8 protein-coding genes are annotated in these 21,289 nt (G+C 67.1%); 4 read left to right on the forward strand and 4 right to left on the reverse strand.

The features are described from left to right. Window positions 1–5 precede the first annotated feature (5 nt). On the reverse strand, window positions 6–3,971 hold the full coding sequence (gene pglY / locus ACRX5W_RS05410; protein ID WP_436786726.1) for a BREX-2 system ATPase PglY: 3,966 nt from the start codon (window positions 3,969–3,971) through the stop codon (window positions 6–8). A 504-nt stretch (window positions 3,972–4,475) separates the two neighbouring features. On the opposite strand from pglY, the gene ACRX5W_RS05415 reads away from it, so the two are divergent. Next, the gene (locus ACRX5W_RS05415; RefSeq protein ID WP_436786727.1) at window positions 4,476–7,394 is read left to right on the forward strand and encodes an arylsulfotransferase family protein; all 2,919 of its coding nucleotides are present in this window, start codon (window positions 4,476–4,478) and stop codon (window positions 7,392–7,394) included. 401 nt (window positions 7,395–7,795) lie between these two features. Then, window positions 7,796–8,863, forward strand: coding sequence for a hypothetical protein (locus ACRX5W_RS05420; protein ID WP_436786728.1), 1,068 nt, complete (start codon window positions 7,796–7,798; stop codon window positions 8,861–8,863). Window positions 8,864–9,067: 204 nt separating this feature from the next. On the opposite strand, the gene ACRX5W_RS05425 is transcribed toward ACRX5W_RS05420, so the two are convergent. Beyond that, on the reverse strand, window positions 9,068–10,711 hold the full coding sequence (locus tag ACRX5W_RS05425) for an LGFP repeat-containing protein (RefSeq protein ID WP_436786729.1): 1,644 nt from the start codon (window positions 10,709–10,711) through the stop codon (window positions 9,068–9,070). 748 nt (window positions 10,712–11,459) lie between these two features. On the opposite strand from ACRX5W_RS05425, the gene ACRX5W_RS05430 reads away from it, so the two are divergent. Continuing rightward, a complete protein-coding gene (locus ACRX5W_RS05430) occupies window positions 11,460–12,359 on the forward strand; it encodes a helix-turn-helix domain-containing protein (protein ID WP_436786730.1) in 900 nt (299 codons plus the stop codon). Continuing rightward, entirely contained in the window at window positions 12,356–12,553 is a 198-nt protein-coding gene (locus tag ACRX5W_RS05435; RefSeq protein ID WP_436786731.1) for a DUF397 domain-containing protein, read from the forward strand. The genes ACRX5W_RS05430 and ACRX5W_RS05435 overlap by 4 nt, the downstream gene beginning before the upstream one ends. A gap of 99 nt (window positions 12,554–12,652) precedes the next feature. On the opposite strand, the gene pglX is transcribed toward ACRX5W_RS05435, so the two are convergent. Together pglX and pglW are read right to left on the reverse strand one after the other, a co-directional pair. Next, complete coding sequence (gene pglX / locus ACRX5W_RS05440; protein WP_436786732.1) at window positions 12,653–16,417, reverse strand: BREX-2 system adenine-specific DNA-methyltransferase PglX; 3,765 nt, start codon at window positions 16,415–16,417, stop codon at window positions 12,653–12,655. 59 nt (window positions 16,418–16,476) lie between these two features. Then, window positions 16,477–21,153, reverse strand: a complete 4,677-nt coding sequence (pglW, locus tag ACRX5W_RS05445) for a BREX system serine/threonine kinase PglW (RefSeq protein ID WP_436786733.1) — start codon at window positions 21,151–21,153, stop codon at window positions 16,477–16,479. Between the last annotated feature and the right edge of the window lie 136 nt (window positions 21,154–21,289).

Genomic DNA, 21,289 nt, shown 5'->3' on the forward strand with positions numbered 1-21,289 from the left:
GGGCCTCATTCCACGACTCGCCACGTGATCTCGACGGTCGCGTCCGGCTCCGCCGCTGCCAATTCCGCCAGCTCCGCCTGCAGTTCGGCAACAACCCTGGACGCGTTCGTGCGACTTCCGCCGGAGCGTTGCTTGGCACGCTGCGGCGGGACGGGGTGCGTGCTGCGCACCGGCGGGTTCGCGGTTTCGCCGGTCAGCTTGACGTCGTCAGGCGTGGCCGGGGTGCCGCGGTCCACGGCATCCCCCGGGGCCGGGACGGAGGTCCGTTGGTCCTCTGCTGTGGTTCCCCCGGGCGCAACCGTGGTGGCCGCGGCGGCTTCGGCCTGACTGCGCTCGATGACCTGCACGATCGACTTGCGTGCCTCCAACAGCGCTTCGACCAGGTTCGTCGTCCGCTGGTCGGCTTGCGCCGCGCCGCGCAGCGCTTCGAGCACGGCCCGGCCTTTGGCGCCGTAGCTCGGCGCGAGCTTGAGCATGTCCCATGCCGCGGTCGTCAAGGCGTAGACAACCTTCTCGGCCTGCATGATCGACGCCCCATAGCGGCTCGCGGTCTGCGGAGCGAGATCAAACCGGGCGAAGGCGGTGATGATCTGCCGCGCGGCCGCCGTCCCGCCGGCCGTACCGCGATCCAGGCCGATCAGCTCGTCGAGCAGGTCGCGTGAGCGGCGTGCGAGGGCGAGGCGGCCCGCCGGGTCGGCGCCGTCGAGCCCGAGCTCGTCCGCGTATGTCTCCAGCAGCGAGACCAGGTTGGTGACCTGTGCCTGGTGCTGACGTGCTTTCTGGATGATCTGCCGGGCGAACTGGTTCACCAGGCGCCCACGTCGCAGCTTCGGAGGCGCCTCACCGAAGATGTCCCAGAACCTGCGCCCGGCCTCCTCCCAGTCCGACTCTTCGGGCAGCGGTTGCGAGCGCAGCGCGAAGTGCGGCCGGATACCGGACAGTTCCGGAGCGGGGTCGAGTGCCGTCCCCGACTGCACCCACACCCGGTCATCGGTCTCGGCGAAGGCCGCGACAACCAGGTTGGCCATGAACGGTTCGAGGCCCATCGCCTCGGGCTTGTCGATCCACTCGGTGAGTTGGACGACGCTCAGATCACCGGGCCCCGCATGAGCGCGTGCCTCGCGAGCGAAATGCTCGCCCCAGTGCGGGGCCAGCGAGAAGTAGACCTCCTTCTGCTGACCGAGCTTGAGCGGCACGGCGATCCGCCGCATGATCGTGCGGTCCTTCGCGGGAATCTCGGTCTGCCGGTCGCCCGCCTCCGCGGCGGCTCGCACGTAGCCGAAAACCGTCTTGGCGTCGCTCGGTTTGACGGCGGTGCGGGTGTTGTCCGGGTCGAAGTCCGGGTGGCCGGGATATTGGTGTGCGAGCAGAGCCGCTGCCACATGCCGGATCGCGTCGCCGAGCGACTGGCCGACGGACACGCGCAGTTCGCCCACATCGGGGAGCGCCTCGAAGTGGTCGTCGAACGAGACGTCGACTTCGTTCGCCTGCTTGTCCGCGCAGCCGTAAGCCTGGCGGAAAGCGGTTTTGACGGTCTTGGTCAGCGCGTCGCGCTGGCTCTCCAGCAGAGCCCTGGCCCGTGCCCGGTTGTCCGCGTTGAGGTGGCCGGCGTAGACGGTGTCGAACCGCTGTGGATCGGACAGCGCGTAGTGCACGGTGACCAGCCGCTGGAAGTCCTGGTAGCGCGCCGCCGAGAGGTGGGTGGGGATCCACGCGACGGTCTGCGGACGGTTGGCGGAGTCCTCACGCAGGCCGCGGACGCGGACCACGTCGTCGACCGGGCCGTACTCCCCTTCGTCGAAGGGCAGATCGACAATCAGCCGCCACAGCCCCTCGTGGCCGGGGGAGAACTCGTGGTCGGGCATTTCGTCTCGGTCGGCGATGTTGCCGAACACAACCTCGGCGGTGCGGTTCGAGCCGCGCCACACGAACTTCAGCTCGTCGGACCCGAGTCGGTCGTGGAGTTCGAGGCCCAGTTCCTCGGCGAGCAGTCGGCGTGCAAACGAACGGCGGTTGGCCCGACTGTTGTTGACGTTGGCGTTGGCGATGACCGAGTCGACGTCCACGCCTGCCAGTTCCAGGCGTACGCCCGGATTGACCTCGGTGCCCAGCGTCTTGATCTCGGCGAACCGGGTGGCCCATTCGTCGACTTTGCCTTTGATGACCCCCACTTCGGCGCCTGGGATCGGGGACACGACCGAGCCGTGGTTGAGCGCGCCCAGCCGCCGGATCGTGAGGTCGCGCAAGGCCGGCACGCTGGGCGCGAGGGCGGACAGCAGCAGGGTGCACATCAGCCGGTTGTCGCCGGTGAAGCCCTTGCACCGGCCCAGCAGATGCGGGTCGGTGATGCTCGCGCGGTTGTGGCGGTAGCGGTCGATGTCCTCTTCGGTCACCTCGTACGTCGCCAGGAGGTACGGCCGCATCTTGGTGCGGTAGAGCTTGTCCGCGGCCTTGAACTCCTCGCGGAGCCGGTCCACGAACGGGCGGTCGCCGCCGTCCGCGATGACTTCGTAGAGGTCGCCGAGCGGCACGAGTTGGTCGACCGTGGCGTCGTCGCGGTGGGCGGCGAGCAGGAGACCCATGAGCTTGAGCCCGGTCCGCGAGCGCTGGAGCGCGGAGGAGATGTGGACGAGGGTGTCCATGAACGCGGGGGAGAAGGGGTAGGTCAGGCGGAACGACGCCTCGTCCGCGCCTGTCGTTCCCTCGTCGGACCCCAGCAGGACGTCCCAGACGTTCGGCCCGACGTTCCGGATTCTCTTGAAGGCATCCTCCAGCAAGGCGGCCGACTCGTCGTTCTTCGGGCGCAGGAGACGGGCGTTCGCGATCTGCGGGAGGTTGCGGTCCTCCAGCGTGATCTTGTCGAATCGGCCGGAGGCCAGGTTGAGGCTGTCCTGGATCGCGGTCTCGGCGGCTCCGGACACCTCTTCACCGACCAGTTCGCGCAGGTCGCGTTGCCGGGCGATGAACGACACGATCGGGATCGCACGACGCGAGTCGGCGCCCTCCACGAAATTGGTGATCTTGTCGGCCTCGCGCGAGACGAACTTCTGGTCGTGGATGCGGTTGGCGAGCCACAGGATCAGCTCGTCCATGAAGAGGATGAGGCCGTCGTAGCCGAGCGACTTGGCGTGATCGGCGATCACCGCGAGCCCGGCGTCGAGGGAGATGAAGCCGTGTTCCTCTTCGGCGGCGTGGCCGGTGAAACCGGGGAACCAGCTCGTGATCGCGTCGTGGACGAGCTTGGCGCGCAGTTCCGCCGGCGTCGTCGGGTCGACCAGATTGGGATTGCCCTTGCTGCCGTCGAACTCTTCGGCGGCGAGCGCGGTGTCAAGGAGAGACGGCGTCCAGGCGAATCCCTCGCCCCACTCGTCGTCGGCCGCGGCCGACTCGGCGTCCTCGGCGGAGACCAGCCCCTCGATGAACCGTTCGTCGCCGATCTTGGCGCGCAGGCTGCGGATGTCCTGGAAAAGCGCATCGGTCCGGTAGACCTGGGGGGTCGGCGCGTCCGCGTGCAGTGCCTTGACGTGCGCGACGTAGCCGCCGAGTACCCGCTGCTCCAGCGATTTCGCCCCGAGCATGTGGTACGGCACCAACAGGAAGCGCTTGCCCTCGTCCACCAGCCACGAGTGCTTGGTGAGGATCGGGTCGAGGTCACGTCGCGCCCGCGCTGAGGAGTCACCGCGGAGCAAAGCGTGGAGAACCGCCATGAAATGCGACTTGCCGGAACCAAAGGAACCGTGCAGATAGGCCGCTTTCGAGGTGTGCCCGTCGAGTGCGGCTTTGATCAGGCTCAGGGCTTCGTCGAAATTCTCCCGGAGACGGTCGGTGACGACGTAGTCCCGCAGCGCCCGAGCGGCGCCTTCCTCGGTGACCGCTTCCGCGAGCTTGAGTACGAAGTCGGACGTCGAGATCGACTGTTTGATGTCGAAGATCTCGCTGAGGAGGGGGGTCGTCGCTCCGGTCCGCGCCATGGAAATATCGCCTCTCCCACCCTGTTCGCCCGCGTCTGCCCGTACGTGCTCCCACCCAAGCCGTGCCGGTTGTCGGGCGGAGAGGTGCCGCGTCGCCGTGGAGAGATCCGCGCGCTGTCGCGGGGACGCGGGTTCCGCTCGCCGCCGCCCGGACGGTTGCGGTCGCCGTCGATCGTATCGGGCACGGACCGGGCGGTGTCGGTCCCCGACGAAATACTGATCGACGCGACCGGTCGAGCTGCACTCCCGCAACAGACCGGACACCGTGCCATGCGGGTGCTCAAAGCCAGCCGCGCATGACTGCCAATGGACTGGTCTCTTTCGTTTTTGAACGAATAAGATCGTGCGGCTGCGTGAGAGTTCCGTGGCTTCTGATCGGGGGATCGCTTTTGTATGCCCAACTTGCCCGGCTCAGGCGGTTGAACGGCGACTTCCCCCACATGCTGATGCGTCTCGGCCCGCGCCACGACGCCTTTTCCGAGGGAAGTATTCTTGAACTTCGTCATGACCAGACGATTGCGGCGCGTGGTGGTGGTTGCCTCCGTCGCCGCATCGGTGGCCGCGGGGGGCGCGGCCACAGCGGTTGCCTCCGACACCGGCCACGTCGGTTCCCCACTCTCCGTGCGCGGAACGGAACCGGCGGCAGCGCCTGCGACTCAGAACCTCGCCACCGTCCCCGAAGCGTCGGGGCAGTCCTCCACCACGACACCGCCCGCGGCGACGGCTGTCGTTCCTGAAGCGACCACGGCGAACACGGCGGAAGCGTCCACGACGTACGTGAGCCGCCCCGACCTCCCGCGCTTCAACGCGACGACGACGCAGCCGGGGACACCGCATCCCGGCGTGCTGTTCGGCGGGTACCTCGGGACGACCGGCAACGGAAACAGTTCCTCCGCCCTGGTCGTCTACGGCAACGACGGCGAGCCGGTTTGGATCAAGCCGCACGCCTCCAGCGGTGCCACGGCGACGCCGGTCAAGTACGGGAACACCGACGCCTTGGCCTATATCGTCGCCCCGGGCCGCTGGGAGATCATCAGCGGTGGCTACACGAAGATCGCCGAGGTAGCGGTCGAGACCGAAACGACGTCCTCCGGAGCGCACTTCGCGCTCTTCCCGAACAGCAACATCGCGGCGGTGAGCGGCACCCGGAGCGTCGTCGTCGACCTGACTCCGTACGGAGGTTCAGGTCCGGCGGTCGTCCGCTTCGGCACAGTCTCGACGGTGAACATTCAGACAGGCGAGGTCCTGTCCTCGTGGAGCAGCCTGACGCCCGGCGCGGAGGAGACCGGGCAGGGGGCGATCCCGGTCAGCGACACCTACCGGCAACGCCAGGGGAACCTGCTCGACTACCTCGGCATCAGCTCGATCGCGTTCGGCGACGCCCCGAACCGCATCCTGATCAGCGCCCGGGGCACGTCCGCGGTCTACGAGATCGACACGACGACCGGTGAGATCGTCTGGGCGCTCGGCGGCAAGCGACCCACTGTTCAGCTTCCCGACGGCACGCCCGCCCCGAACGACCCGTTCTCGGTCGGCGCCCACGAGGACGGTGCGCTCTACGTCGGCGACGCCGACCCCCAGACAGGGCGCGCCCGAGGGCTGGTCTACCGGACCGACGGCACCGCCCCGACCAGCCTGATCAAGCAGATCGCCCCGGACACGGCACCCGTGGTCCAAGCGAACTCGCGCGGTGCCTTCCAGCCGGTGTCCGGCGCCGTCCCGGTCGGCGGCACCTACGCGGGACTCCTTTCGTTGGACGGCTCCGTATTCGAGTACGACGCCGACGGTGCCCAGGTGTTCACCGCGACGGCACCCACCTCGCAGCGCACCGCCACCGTCCGCAGCGCCTGGGACGGCCGCCCGACGACGTCGCCCGACATCGCGGCGGAGGTGCAGGGCGGCAACCACGCGGTCGTATACGCCAGTTGGAACGGCTCCGACCAGGTCGCCCAGTGGCGCGTGCAGATCGGCGCCGACGGCGACAATCTGCGTGTCGTCACCACAGCGCCTCGCGCCGGCTTCGAGACGGCGCTGCCGATCGACTACATCGCCGCCGACCAGTACGTGCGCGTGGACGCCCTCGACGCCAACGGTTCCATCATCGGCACAGTGGATCGGCCGGGACTCCTGCCCATGGCCGAGGCGTACGTCCGAGCCGGCGGGGCCGAGACTCTGGGTGGCTACTGGGGGCGCAGTTCCTCCCCGGACAGGGCGTCCATCCAGTACGAGTACGGCTCGATCGAGTGGTCGCCGCGTACCGGAGCCCATCCGATCACCGGCGCGATCTACCGCTACTACAGCTCCGGGGGCGGCGGCGGGGCCGGCCTGCCGCTCACGGACGCCGTGGCGCTGCCCGACGGACGCGGAACCCAGCAGGAATTCGAACGAGGCAGCATCTACCACACCGCGGAAACCGGTGCGCACACGGTTTCCGATATTTTCCGGGACAAGTACCGCGCGATGGGCGCCGAGCGCGGCTCGCTGGGTTACCCGAAGACCGACCAGTTCACCGTTGGAAACCCAAGCACCCCCGAGCAACGTTTCGAAGGCGGTGTCCTGGTGTCGGGGGCTCCGGGCTGGAACGGCCCCGTCTATGCCCTCACCGGGGCGATCGGCGTCAAGTGGATTGCCATGGGTGGCCTCAGCAGTCCCATGGGGTTGCCGAAGAGCGACGTTCAGACGACGCCCGACAAGGTCGGCCGCTTCGTCCACTTCACCAACTTCTGGTCGGTCTACTGGACTCCGTCGACCGGAGCTCAGGCGCTCGACGACCCCATGGTCGGCAAGTGGAGCGCGAACGGGTGGGAACTCGGCTTCCTCGGCTACCCGGTGACCAGCGTCGCGACAACTCCGGACGGCGTGGGGCGGTACGCGCACTTCCAGGGCGGCTCGATCTACTGGACCAACGGCACCGGCGCGGCCATCGTGCGTGGATCGATCCGCGACAAGTGGGCCGCGAACGGCTGGGAGCTCGGTGTCCTGGGCTACCCGACCACCGACGAGACCGCTACTCCCGACGGAGTGGGTCGCTTCACCCACTTCCAGGGCGGCTCGATCTACTGGACGCCCAGCACCGGCGCGACGATCGTGCGCGGAGCGATCCGCGACAAGTGGGAGGCCACCGGCTGGGAACTCGGCGTCCTGGGCTACCCCACTACCGATGAGACCGGCACCCCGGACGGGGTGGGCCGTTTCAACCACTTCCAAGGCGGCTCGATCTACTGGACCCCGTCGACTTGGTCGCACGTGGTCCGCGGCGACATCAAGGCGACGTGGGCATCGCTCGGTTGGGAACTCGGCCGACTCGGCTATCCGACGACGGACGAGTACAGGCTCGCCAACGGCAACCAGCGGCAGGACTTCCAACACGGTTCCATCGTGTGGGACCACCTGACCAGGAAGACCACCGTCAGCTATTTCTGACGACCGTCGGGTCCGCGAATCCCTCTGCGTCGCGGGGGGATTCGCGGTCACCCGGGCCGGTCTCCGACTGCTTGGACCTTTGCCGGGCCATATTGCGCGTCGCGTCGTTCACCTTGGTGCAGAGTGCACTCAACTGGTTCGCGATCAGGCGAACTTCGTTCAGCCGAACAGTGCGGCCGTACTCGTCAGGCGACGCTCCGCGATGGGAGCGGCTACGCGGCAGTCAGGTGCGGACGCGGCAATCCGCTTTGGCGCGCGACTCATTGGGCGCAACAGCCTTTTCCGGTTGGTTGGCCGAAACACGCACCAAGCGGCTACGCTGTGTGTCTGCACGACAACAGAAAAGACCCCGGCGGTGCTACGAACACCCCGGGGCTCGGCACAAGAGAAAGCACTCTCTGATGCACGTCCAGCTTACCCGGGGCGAGCGCGGATACTCGACGCTCCGCGACGTCCTGCAAGACGACCGGATCAGCCTCGTCGCCCGGGGCCTCCTCGGCTACCTGCTCACCGTCCCCGACGCCGCGCACCTCAACGTGCGTACGCTCGCCGACAAGCATCTCGGCCTCGGACGCCGAGGCGTCGCGAAGGCCCTCGACGAACTGATCGAGGCGGGGTACTACCAGCGCCGTACCTTCCGCGACGACAAGACCGGCCACGTCCGGACCGTGACGTACGTCTTCGACGCTCCGCAGAGAACAGCAACTCCGGTTCCCGCGTCACCGGCTCCCGCACTGTCGGGCACCGGCGACGCGGCTCCCGGTGACACGGGAGAACTCCCCGTAGGGGAGTGGTGGGGAAAACAACGGGAAAATCCCACCCTCCCTCCCCAGGGAGCCGAGAACGCGCGGAAATCGAGCGAGAACAAATCCTCGCTGCCGCGCCGACGGAGGGAGGGCGGGGCACAGCCCGCAGACGCCGAAGACGATCAGCCGCAGCCGTCCGAAGAGTCCGAGGAGCCGGACGCATCGCAGGTCCCCGAGCTTCCGGAAGACCGCGAAGGACGTGCTGACGTCCTCGAACGCCTCGACCCCGGCACAGCATTGCTGGCCCGCCTCGGCCGTGTCGAACCCAAGCTCGCCCTCAGCGCCGCCGAGACTCGCGCCCTCGCCCCTCTCGCGCAGCGCTGGTTGGACACCGGCGTATCCGACCTGGAGACGCGCGCCCTGCTCACCCAGGGGTTGCCGCAGGTCGTCCACAGCCCCCGTGCGCTGCTGGCCAATCGCCTCACCCGCAAACTGCCGGCCCCGCGCAAGTCCCCCGACACCTACGCACGTCCCCTCGCCGAATGCGCCACCTGCCGCGACCCGCTGCCGCGCAATCAGCGAACGGGCATCTGCGCCCCCTGCTCCGGAGCAGTCGCACGAACCTCGTCGGCGAAGCCACAGCCGAAGGCGGTCGCCGAACGGGTCGCGGCCCTGCGCTCGGTCCTGACTTCGTGTCGCATGGGCGCGGTGGCCGCGACATAACCTCCGTTGTCGGCGGCTGCGCGCCTCCGACTGCTCGGGAGGAGTGCACGAGCGGGAAGTCCGGGGCTTCTCACGGGTACACCCTCGAATCTCGCGAAGCAGCAGACCACGCACACGCATGCGGGGCCGGGCCCCCTCGACGGAGGCCCGGCCCCGAGATCGAACTGATCGGTGGTCGACCTGGTGTGGGTCAGGAACTGATCGCTACGTGAGGTAGGTGCGCGTGGTGCCGTTCGAGGCGAACCAGATCACGTATCCGCCTTGGAAGTCGCTGCGGCGTTGCCCTGGCGCGGGGGTGTATTCGCCGTGCGTGGGATAGCCGAGCTGTCCGCGCTCCCAGCCCTGTGCGGCCCAGGTGTTGCGGATGCTGCCGTAGACCTCGTGGGCGCCTGTCTCCAAGGTCCAATAGATGGAGCCGTACTGGAAGTGCGTGTACCGGCCGCGTCCGTCCGGGGTGACCATCTCGTCCGTCACCGGGTAGCCGAGCGGGCTTCTCTCCCAGCCCATCGCGGCCCATCGGTCGCGGATGCTGCCGTGGATCTCGTGGGCGCCGGTTTCCGGTGTCCAGTAGATCGAGCCGCGCTGGAAGTGGGTGTACTTGCCTCGGCCGTCCGGAGCCGTCAGTTCATCGGTGACGGGGTAGCCGAGCGGGCCCTTTTCCCAACGGAGTTGGGCCCACTTGTCGCGGATGCCGCCGTGGATTTCGCGGGCACCGGTCTCGGGTGTCCAGTAGATGGAGCCGTGCTGGAAGTGCGTGTAGCGGCCTCGTCCGTCGGGAGTCGTCAGTTCGTCGGTGATCGGGTAGCCGAGCGGTCCCCTTTCCCATCCGAGTCGGGACCACTTGTCGCGGATGGCTCCCTTGACCAGGTGCACACCGGTGCCTTCGGTCCAGTAGAGCGATGTCCGCCCGTTGGTGAAATGGGCGTACCGGCCGGCGCCGTCCGGTGTGGCGTTCGTCCCGGTCGCAGGGAGGCCGAGCGGTCCGTACTCGGCGTCCTTGTCGAGGTAGCGGTCGAGGATCGGACCGCAGAGCTGTTTGCCGCCGAAGGTCATGCAGTGCGCCCAAGTCAGGGCGATGGGCTGGTAGGGGACATAGAACATGTAGCGCTTCGACCAACTGAAATTGCCGGACTTCTCGACGGCCGCGACAGAGATGGAGTTTGTGCCCCACGTGTCGGCAGGGAAGTTGAGCGTGGCGACGCCGTTGGTCGGTCGCGCGACGAGGCCGCTTTCACAGTTCATGTGGACGGGATACGTCGAGCTGTTGACCAAGACGCTGAAGCACTCGACCGACGATTCGCTGCCCGGCGCTGCCGCGATGCGGAAGGTTCCTGTGCCACCTTGCGAGACGCGGCTGGGTACCGATCCGGTCGGCAGGAAATCCGTCGACGTGATGGTCGGGGCTCCCGGGCCGGTCCGGTCGATGGTGAACGTGCAGCCGGACACCGGAGAGTAAAGGCCCTGGTTGCGGCCCTGGGCGGTCCAGCGGTAGGTGTGGCCGTCCTCCAACATACCGACGGCCATACTGATTTGGTCGACGTTGTTTCCGTTGAAGTACCGCCAGCCGTAGTCCGTGACGGGAGCGCCCTCGGCGGTGAGGTCCTGGAGCTTGAAGTTCCCTTCGAGCTTCTCGGTGAAGTCGCTCGGCACCCTGAACTCGGCCGACAACCGGACGCCGCCGAAGTTCGGGTCGGCCCAGCCGACGTAGCCGCAGAAGTCTCCGCTGCCGTTCTTCGCAACGGGATCGATGCTGAGCCGCGTGGGCGCGTTCGGGACCACGGGCTCATTGGCTTCCGCGGTGCCTGGGTCGGCCAGTCCCAAAGTGAGAGCGATGGCGCTGACTGCCACCCAGTTGAGACCGTTGAGTCTTGTGCGGAGAGTTTGGAGAACCCCCACGAATACCCCCCATGTATATGGGCACTTGGGCCCGTCATGTAAGGGATGAACATAGCGGGGCGGACTGTCGTGGCTGCTTTGAGGGGGCCCGTCGGTGCCGGTCATGAGCGGCGGCGCATCCGCCGTCTGACTTTCGGTTTCCAGTCAGTCGCGCCGACCTACCCGCTTGATGGCGAACTCGCCCACGATCCCGCCGACTTCGATGCGGATGCGGTCGCCGAGACGGTACAGGCGGAGGTGTACGGGCCTGGTCGGGCGTGGAGGTGCGGGACGGCGGCGGTGTCGGCGGAGGCCGGACAGGGCAAGTCGCGCGACGGCGAGTCGGTGGGTGATGCGGGCGCCGTCTCGGGCGCATTCCGGGCGGTTTGCGAAAGCAACTTTCCGAATGGGGGAGTTCGGTCATCGTGAGAAGCGGGGAAGGGCGCGGCGCGTCGAATCCGGATGTATCGCTTCTCCAGGCGGAGCAGTCGGCGGGAAAGTGAGTCGGAAACAGACCGCAGCGGCCCCCAACGACGAGCTGTACGTGTTGCTGCCCAATTTGTACGTGCTGCCGAGGCAAACCGCTCGTATGAGTTACCCATTTCGCTACGTGTTCGAATGATTACGCGCTTAGTGTGAGGTGGCTGGAAGTTGCCGGTGGCGGGAACGGTTTCCCGGTGCCGGTGGCACGGAACGCGCAACGGTGGGGCGGGTGTTGGCCATGGCGGTGACGGCGGGAAGCGGGACGGGGAGCGGCGGGAGCGGCCCGGCGAAGGGGAAGGCGACGAGCACGGCTCGGGCGAAGCGCAGTGAACGCAGGGACGACCTGCCGGGCGTCTGGGTCGCCTACGGGAAGTTGGTCCGGCTGTTCCGCGAGCGGGCGAAGCTGACGCGGCAGCAGTTGGCGGACGCGGTGGGGTACTCGGTGGAGCAGGTCGCGTCGGTGGAGCAGGGGAGGCGGCCGGCGAAGATCGCGTTCACGGAGGCGGCGGAGAAGGCGTTGGGTGCGCTGGGGGCGCTGGCTGTCTTGCAGGACGACGTGGACCTGGCGAAACTGCCGATGTTTTTCCAGGACATCGCACAGATCGAAATGGGGGCGTTGGCCAGGTTCTCGTTCGATCCCCTCCTGGTAGACGGACTGTTGCAGACCGAGGCGTACGCGCGAGCGGTATTTTCGGGACTTATGCCGCAACTGACCGACGACGAGATTGAGCAAAGCGTCGAAGGTCGCTTGGCGCGGCAGCGATTGCTCGGCCGAGAGACCGTTTTGGACCTGTCGTTCATCATCGGTGAAGCGGCGTTGACGAACGTCGTGGGTGACGAGGACGTGATGGCGGAACAGCTCCGCCACCTGCTCGCGGTTGGGCGGATGCGCAACGTGGGGATCCAGGTGATGCCCTCGCATCGTGGCTTCCACCCGGGGCTCAGCGGGGCATTCGTGCTGCTGGAGACGTTGGAGAACCGCCGGTACGCCTACGCCGAATCGCAGGGCCTTGGCCATGTCGTGAGTGACGCAAGAACCGTTAGCAGCCTCACGATGCGCTATGGCAAGCTACGCTCCCAGGCGTTGAACATCGACGAGTCCGCGCGACTCATTGAGAAGTTGATCGGAGACCGATGAACGCGGAGCAGGAAGTGCGTGGTCCCTGGTTCAAGAGCAGCTACAGCGGCCCTGAAGGGGGCAACTGTGTGGAGGTTGCTGCGGCCCCGAGAGCCATGTGCGTCCGCGACTCGAAGCTGCCGGACCTCGCCACCCTTACCTTCTCGGACGTTCAGTGGGCCGCCCTCACCAACTCTGTGCGCCACGGCGGCTGAACAGGGCATCATCACGATCTGCGGCTGGCTCGTTCGCCGAGGTGTCGGTCCTGCCGCTCTCGGTCCATACCGGGGACGAGAGCGGCAAGTCGACTGCGATCATGCCTTCTTCGTCCTGCGGGTGCGGGTCGCGGCAGGTGGACGCCACGCCCTCAGGTCGTCGTCGGTGAGGTGACGGTCGCCCTGCTGCGTCTTCCGGTAGCCATCAAAGAACGCCGCAGGCGAACCGCCGTACATCGGATCGAACTCGTTGTGCCACTGCGTAAGCCACGGCTGAAGCTCAAGCAGGCCGGCGAGGAGCGGAGTCATCTCTTCCGGCGTCAGCTCATCGTGGTTCGTGAAGTACGTGGCGAGCGCCTGCGCTTGCTCGCGGTGATCCCAACCGGCCCACCCGAACAGCTCCGGGACGCTCGGCATCGCGCCGGTGGTGTACGAGATGAACCGCTCCTTCGGCACGTCCAACTTCCCGCGAGCACGCCAGTATGAGGGCTTGAGGAAGTCAGCCGACGTGTACTTCGGCGGCACAGGGATCGAGTCCCGAATCCGCCGCTTCGTCGGCTCATCCTCGGCGGCGTCCTCTTGGCGCTGAAGGTCCCAGACGTGCTCCCAGTCCGCCCGCTTCTTCATCGCAGCGGGCTTGTACCGCAGCGCGGCGAGGAAGGGAACATGTTCCTCAGCGAGCAGGTTGGCGACCACAACCGCCAACTCCTTGCGCGGAGCCCACAGTTCCGCGACCGAGACGAAGTCCTCGTCCCGAGCCAGCAGGTCCACAAGCTGGTGACGAGTGCGGATCGTCGGCTGGTCGTTCTCGTCAAACCAGTAGTCCCGCGACTCGATCCGATCAAGGAGCCAGGCGCGTAGGGCCTTCTCCTGCATCGAGTCCCAGCCCTCGGTAGCCCAACGGCGCTTGTACTCAGGCCGCTCGATCATCCCGATGGCGCGGTTGGTCTCGATGGCATCAATCCGCTTCTGCACAACGGCCTTGTACGCGTCGGGCCAGTGCGCGGGGATTTCGGTTATTGGGTTCGCTCCGTGACGAGTGAACCACTCATCGGATGCGTCGCCATTTGCAATGCGGCGGGCTAGTACGATTTCGAAGGCGCGCTCTCCGAACGCGAGTCTGGGAACATCGATCTGAGGGAGGCTAAGATTTTCTGTGTGCAGCTGATACAGCGAGTAGACCTGCCAGTCCAGCTCTTCTTGTAGCGCCACCATCTGCGATCGAGTCGCGCTCCAGCGGGCATGAGATTCCTTCAGCTCCGCAGCGGTTGGTACATTTTGCAATGTCAGGGCCTGCGGAGTTGTTTTGATGATATCCCGGGCAAGGGAATCAAGAGATTCTGTTAGTGCCGTTGGGTGTGAAGCTGGGATCGGAAATTCTTCCAGTTTTGTGCCGGTGAGCTCGTAGTGGTTTTTCCAAGCCTCGCTTCCCATGGCAGAGTATCCGGCATCGACGCGCGCGCCACCGCCCTCGCCTTTGTTGTGGCTGACCATCTTGAGCCAGAAACATGCTGTTGAACTGTTCAGTAGCCCTAGAATGCGCAAATGGTCGTCTTCATTCGCTCCTTCCGGCAGTTTGATGATGGGTGCCGTGCGATTGAAAATCTTGCCACCCCGGTCCAGGGCGAAATGATTATGGGTCGCCACGAATGCAAATGTGATTGAGAGCGGGGCTCTAAAGCGATCTTTCAGGAAAAGAGCGTACTCGAACCATTTCAATCCGCGTGATACCTGAGATTTTCCGAAGTAGAGACGGTCGCGGAGGACCTTTCGATAGGGGTAAAGAAGTTTTTCTACTTCAAGCGGCGCTTCGGCGTGCATGGTTTCGCTCGAATATGGCCAAACCGAGAGGGTCGGATCGACAATTCCGTAGTCGCGGACCTCGGTTCCTTCAACGATGTAGCGCCGCTTATCCGGCGCGATACGCGCGCGACGAAGGTATCCCTCGCCTGTCATGTAAGCGCTGTCTTCGCCAGTGAGCGCACCCACACCGATTTCTGATGAGATATCTGCAAGCTTACTGGAGCTTGCATTCTCAAGTTGTGTAACCAACTCCAGGCCACCAGCGGTCAAAATCCAGGGTTGCTTACCAAAGTATTTGCCGCGTTCCAGGTCATCGACTGATACCCATTGACTGTATGATCCCGGTTTGTCAATCTGTGAAAGTATGGCTTGCCAAACCGCGCCTTGTCGAGCGTTTGCAGGTGTCGTTGGTTCGCCCTGAATGCCACGAACAGTTCTAATCCTTGCGCTTCGCGAACTTCCGGACCGTCGCTTCCCAACCAGGATTACCGTCGGCGTGCCATGCCCCGGAATGTAAGCTCCTGAGGTATCGATAACCTCAGTCAACTCCACCTTATGGGCGAAGAATTCTCCAATTAGCTTAGAGCCAAATTCTCTCTTTGTGAAGGAATTTGCAGTGATTTGACCAACCCTGCCATATCCGCAGTCGTCGACACTTCCGATTTTGGCCAGCCCAAAGAATCTTTCAGCAAAAGGGACTGATAGGGTATATTTTCCCGCACAGCTTGTGTAGATTTCACGGTACAACGAATTGAGCTTCTTGTCCTTGACGGTAATATACGGCGGATTCCCCACCACCACGTCATACCGCCCCGCCTCCAAAATCCCCTTGTGCCGCTCCTCGTGCAGATCCTCAGTCGCATACGAAAACGCCGCCAGCTCGTCCCCACTCGACTCACCAACCAGCGCCAACTCCATCTGCCGGTCCTGAATCAGCGAATCCCCCACGGCCAAATGCACCGGCCAGTCATACCGATTCGCCGCCTTCAGCGTCCGCAAATTCGCCGCAGCCATCGCCGCCATCAGCAACCGGAACCGTGCAATCGCCACCGCGAACGGGTTGATGTCCACCCCGTGCACAGCCTCCAACGCGATCCGAACCCGCTCGTGCCGGTCCTGCCCCGGGAACTTCTCGACCATCAGTTTCAGCATCCGCCGGAACGCGCCCAGCACGAAGTGCCCGGAGCCACACGTCGGGTCGATCATCTTCAACTGCGTGAACGACGCGCCCATCTCCCGCACCACCGGGTTCATCGTCCGGTCGAGGATGAACTCCTCCACGAACTCCGGTGTCTGCAACAGCGCATACGTCTTCCGCGCGGCCTCCGACAAGTCCTGGTACAGGTCACCCAGGAACCGCGTGTCCCACCCTTCCGTCCCGTCCTCGTTCAACGGGTCCGTGAAGTCGTGGACCAGCACCCCCGCTTCATCCCGCTCCCGCCAGAACTCCACCAGCCCCTTCGCGCCCTCGTGCGAAATCGGGATCTGGTACAGCGGGTTGTGCCGCCGGTCGAACATCAACCGCCCGGCCTCACCGGCCCCCAACTCCTCGAACGCCTTCTCCAGCCACCCGCGATACGACGGGTTCGCGTCCTCGTCGATGTACTCCCGGTACCGGGCCTCCGCCAGGGCCTGCCGCTCACCCTCCGGGCTCGCCAAATACGGCTCCGGGATCAGGCCGTTGTCCTCGCAGAACCGCACGAACACCGACCCCAGCACCCACGCCACCGCGACCTGCGTGATGCGCTCGTCGATCCACGAGTTCCACGTGGCCCCCGTACGCCCGAGCTTCTTCGCCCGGTCGTACTCCTCGCGCAGCCGTCCCGCCGCCTCACCGATCCGGACCTGGCCGATCCGGTCCTCGGTCATCGCCTCAAGCTTCGGTGCCAGCCACTCCAGCCAAGCCGGCGTCCCCTCCGGATCGGCCGCCACCGCCTTGCCGTGCTCCGTCCGCAGCGGTTTCACGACCGCCTCGCCATCGGCCATCTGCCTGCCGAGATCCGCCTCGACGGCCTTCACCTGCTTGATCAGGTCGGCCAACAGCGTTTTACGGTCGATCACTTGGCCACGTCTCCCATCGAAAACAACTCCGGCAATACTCGACGCCGAAACCGCCGCACTCAGCGCGCGGCCCCGACCCCCGTCGCGTCGGCGCGGTGGGCGTTGTTCACCCACGCGTCCGGCAGCTCTATCCACTCACCCAAACCGGCCTGATACGGCACGGCGGTCGTCCCCAACCTCGGCGGCCGGCCCGGGTCGCTCTGCGGACACAGCAGCCACAGTCGGCGTCCGCCACCACGTGCCAACTCCGCCAGCCGGTCCAGCACACCCATCGCGTCGTACCGTGCGAACGCGCCCGCATCAACGAGCAGCAGCGGTACGCCCGCCTGCGACAGCATCGCTGCCACGCGAGGCTCGACCGTACTCCAAGCAGTCCGCGCGTACTCGGCGAACTTCAAAGCCCCCCGCGTCCCCGGCTCGGCCGCGTCGGCTTTGAGGATCGTCGCCCACGTCGGCGCGGGACGCGGGTCGACCTCTTCGTGCAGGGCCTGGAGGAACATCTCCGTCACCGACACCTGTTCGGCGCGGAACCGTTCCGAGCGCAACTCGCCGATCGCGGCCATCGCATGCATCGTGCGTACGGTCAGTGCCCGGAAACCGTCCCGGCGCGCAGACGCCGCCAGGCGCTCCTCCGACTCGACCGCCGTGGCCAGTTGCGGGTCGTCCACATACCGGTGGGCCGTGCCGACCCCCGTCGCCTGCCTGGGCCTGCGCGAGGTCTGGAAATCGGAGGAACTGTCCAGGTCGCGCGGCACATACCGCAGCTCCCCGTCGCCCGCCCTCGGCGACAACTCCAGATCGAAGCCCGCCTCGCGCAGTTTCTGAGTGAGCGGGCCGCCGATGGGCAGGCCGTACGCGCCCTGGCTGTCGAGGAGTTCGGGGAAGCGTGCCCGCACCCGCTCGTGGATCTCCCGGGGGAGTAGCCCGGGTTGCTGTTCGGTCGCGACGCCGGGAATGATCCGTACCAGGCCGGCCTGCGTCAACCGCAGCGCGCGGACCAGCGGCAGCTTGCGCGGATAGATCTCCAGACGCGGTGTCGCCGCTGCCGTACGCGACGCCGCCGCCGCGAGGTCGACCATGCGCCGCTCGTCCCACTCCACCGCGGTGCTTGGCGGTGTCACGGCGCCGAGTTCACCGAGCACCGTGGCCGCGGTCGGCAGAGTCTCCAGCTTCGCCAGGCGGTCGGCGACCTTGCCGAGCCGCTGCGCGTAGTCGAGCAACCCCGGCGCGGACGGAGTCTCGGGTGCGTCGTCGTCCCGGACTTCGAGCGCGAGCAAACCCGCGGCCAGACCCTTGTCGTCCGCCTCACGATTGGGCGCGTGACGGAACTCCGCGTCGTCCGGCACCAGTTGCTCGACCTCAACAACGGCCCGCACCGCCGCCAGCGCGAGTGCGCGGCGTTGTTCGCGGCCCGGCAGCTCCGTGCCCCGGCGTACGGCGAGCGTGTCGGCGATCTCCGCCGCCGACGCCACGCGTCCGAAGTCGCGCAGCAGCTCGATGACTTCGCCGCGCAGCGCCTGAATCGCCGGATGCCGCTTCCAACGCGTGCGCTGAGCCTTCAGCAGTTGGGCCACACGTCCCGAGCTGAGCCCCAGCTCGTCGGCAACCGTCTTTTGGATCGGCCACGGCCCGCTCTCCGCGAGCTTCCCGGCGGCGTCGGGAAGGCGCAGCAGCCGCCGCACCATCTCGCACTCGTTGTGGTTGCCGCTGTCCTTCCTCAGCTCGGGCACCAACACCGTGGCCAAGGTGTCCAGACTGACCGAGCGCAGCACGTGCGCGGGCAGCGCGCCCGTACCGCCGCGCGCCACAACGGCGTTCGCCAGGCCTGCCTCGGCGGACGACAGGTCGTCCAGCTCCCGCCGCGCGGCCTTGCGGCCTTCCGGGGTGAGCGGTGCCGCGACCGGCAACGACAGCAGCTCACGCCACTGCTTGATCCGGGCGAGCACTTCCTTGCGGGTCTTGGCACCGAGTCCCGGAGCATTGACCAACTGCCGCTGGCTGTGGGCGAGCAGGTCGCCGACCGTGTTGACGCCGAGGGCGTAGACGAACGATTCTGCGGCCGGGCTGAGGCCGGCCGTGGAGAGCGGCGTGTCCGCAGTGACCCCCTGCGCGACGGCGTCGCGCTGCTGCTCCGCGGTGCCCTCTTCCGGCTCGTCGGGGATCCTCGTCAGAGACTCGGCTTCGACCGTCCCGGCGTTGGCGGCGTCCGGGGCCGCCGTGTCGGTCCGTGCCGAAGGCACGTGCACCGAGCGCCGGGACGAAGGCTTGGCCTCGTCCATCGCCAGGAAGACCCGCTTCCAGGCGTCGCGCATCGGCTTGAGGTCCTTGAACCGCTTTGCCGCGTCGCGGTGCAGGGCCACGCGGAAGAACGCGACCAGGCCGTCACGAACCGCCGGGTCGAACGCCTCGGCCGCGATCTTCGACGGGTACGGCTCCTCCTCGGGGTCGGTCTGCCGCGGAGAAACCCGACCGTCACCCCACACCGGCAACTCGCCCGAGGCCATCTCGTGGAGTGTCACCGCGAGCGCGTACCGCTCCGCGTGCGCGTCGTAGCTGGACCGCTCGGTCAACCGGCCGATGAACGGGTCGAGATAGCCCTCCGTGCCCGCGTCGGCGTCGGTCGCCGGGTGGCCGGCCAGCGAGAAGTCGATGAGAACAAGCTCGCGCGTGCGGTTCGGGCGGATGCGGATCGCGATGTTGTCCGGCTTGAGGTCGCGGTGCCACACGCCCTCGCCCTCGAGGAAGTCCACCGCGTTGAACAGGTAATCGCCGTACGCCTCAAGCTGGTCGACGGGGAGCCGTCCGCTGTCGCGTAGCTGCCGGGCGACCGTCTCCTCACGGCGTCGGTGCCGGCTCGGCGGCCCCGAAGTGTCGTGCGCCGAATCGCGTTCGTCGCCGACGTACTCCACGACCAGCGCGGTGCGGGTGCCGATCCGCTGCGGCTCGGGCTCGACCAGCCGGATGATGCCCGAGTGCGGGCGGAGTTGGGCCATGACCCGCGCCTCGCGCGCGAGGATGTCCGCGGCGCGGTCGGACGTGGCGACCTTGAGGACGGCGAGGGTCTTGCCGAAGGCGGTGCCGGGTGCGGCCTTGAGGTCGCGGACCAGGTAGGCACGGCTGGTGGAGCCCGTGCCGAGGCGGCGCCGCACCTCCCAGCGCCCGGCGAGGACCGAGCCTGCCACCGCGTCCAGCGGGTCCTGCTCGGGGACCGGGGCGGCGGCCGGAGCCGCCGGCTCGGCGGGAGCGGCGGGCTCGGTCAGCGAGTCCTCGACGACTTCCAGCATTTCGAGGAAGTCGTCGACCGAGTCGAGCCGGGCGTCCGTCTTGTACGCCGTCGCCGCTTGGATCAGTTCGTCGATGTCCGGCGACAGGCCGTCGACGATCGCGCTGGGCAGCAGGCTCTCGCCCTTCTCGAAGCGCGCCATCAGCTCGGCCTGGCTCGCCGCCGGAGGACGGCCGGTGACCAAGAGGTACGCCAGCACCCCGAGCCCGTAGACGTCGAGCTTGATCGGATCGGGCCGGGGAGCAGTCAACTCCGGTGCCAGGTAAGGATCGACCCCATCGGCCAGGTGTTCGCCGGCACGCGAGAACGCTGTCGGCGCGAGACGGTCGCGGCTGCCCGTCCCACTGTCTCCGGACACTCGCTCGACGGCGGTCTGCCAGTCGGAAACCTGCAGGTGCGGCGCGAGCCAGCGAGCCAGATCGCCATCCGCTCCGGCCGCGCGGGGGCGCGGGATCACGTGGACCGCACGGGCAGCCAGCGCGCGGTGGTAGACACGCTTGCCGTGCGCCGAGCGCATCGTCTCAGCGAGCTGCCGTACGAGCGCGACGCGGCTGAGCACGTCGAGTTTGTCGCCGTACTGGGCCAGATACTCGTCGAGCCGCAGCGTCTCGGGGTGGTAGTCGAAGATCAGCGCCGGTCCGGCCGAGTGACCGGACGCGTCGTACTGCTTGAGGTGCACGACGCCCGGATGCCGGAACCGCCGCAGAACCGCAGCCTCCCGCAGCGCGGCCCGGTCCACCGAAGCGCGCTGCCCGTCGTCCGAGCCGCGCTCGCGCAGGTATACGCGGATGCGCGCGGCTTCCGGCAGGTCGCTGTGGTGGGCCAGGTAGTCGGCCCACGTCGGTCCGGAGTCGAACGATTTGCGGGCCAGCCGGTAGGGCCCGACGTGGTGCTCGGCGTCGCTGCGCGCGATACCGATGCGTTCCAGCGCACCCGCGATCGTGCGTGACTTCGCCTGATCGATCCGGCGGCGCTCGTCACGAGGCGCGGCCTCCAGCATCGCGATGAGCCGACCGACCGTGTGCACCCCGTGTTGGTCGTGCGCGGGCAGCCGGACGCGGAGCGAATCGTCCGTGAAACAGACCGCCTCGCTCACCCACGTCCGGGCACCGTTCTGCGCGAGCAGCGACGCGAGTTCCTTGGCCTTCTTGTTGGCCAAGTGCAGGGGATTGCCGTGCGGGATCTGCCGGCCACCCGGCTGCGTCTGCAACCATGTGCCGTTGCGCGACTCGACCGATCCGTGCCAGTCCTTCAACTCGATCAGGTGAACGCCGTTGGGGGCGATGACCAGCAGATCGACCTCGCGCACATGGCCGCTGAGCGCCGTGAAGGTGAAGTTCGACCAGGCCCGCCACGGGTTCGCGTCCCGCAGCCGCTTGCGGATCTCCTCCAGCCCTCGGCGCTCGTGCAGGAATTCCGAGTCGGTGACGGTCACCCACCTGCCGTCCCGCATGCGGCTCCCCACTCCGTCTCGACCCTTGCCCCGGACCGCCCAACCGGCCCACACCCCGCCCCCGATGCTAACGGCCGACCGGACGTGCGCGGGGCGCCTATGCGTATCGGACGAGGGGCCCGGGGGGGGGGGGGGG

The organism is Yinghuangia sp. YIM S10712, assembly GCF_051388935.1.
Classification (GTDB): Bacteria; Actinomycetota; Actinomycetes; order Streptomycetales; family Streptomycetaceae; genus Yinghuangia.

Coding starts and splice junctions, on each gene's coding strand:
- pglY (WP_436786726.1), bottom strand. CDS start 3,971: ATGGCGCGGACCGGAGCGACGACCCCCCTCCTCAGCGAGATCTTCGAC.
- ACRX5W_RS05415 (WP_436786727.1), top strand. CDS start 4,476: ATGACCAGACGATTGCGGCGCGTGGTGGTGGTTGCCTCCGTCGCCGCA.
- ACRX5W_RS05420 (WP_436786728.1), top strand. CDS start 7,796: ATGCACGTCCAGCTTACCCGGGGCGAGCGCGGATACTCGACGCTCCGC.
- ACRX5W_RS05430 (WP_436786730.1), top strand. CDS start 11,460: ATGGCGGTGACGGCGGGAAGCGGGACGGGGAGCGGCGGGAGCGGCCCG.
- ACRX5W_RS05435 (WP_436786731.1), top strand. CDS start 12,356: ATGAACGCGGAGCAGGAAGTGCGTGGTCCCTGGTTCAAGAGCAGCTAC.
- pglW (WP_436786733.1), bottom strand. CDS start 21,153: ATGCGGGACGGCAGGTGGGTGACCGTCACCGACTCGGAATTCCTGCAC.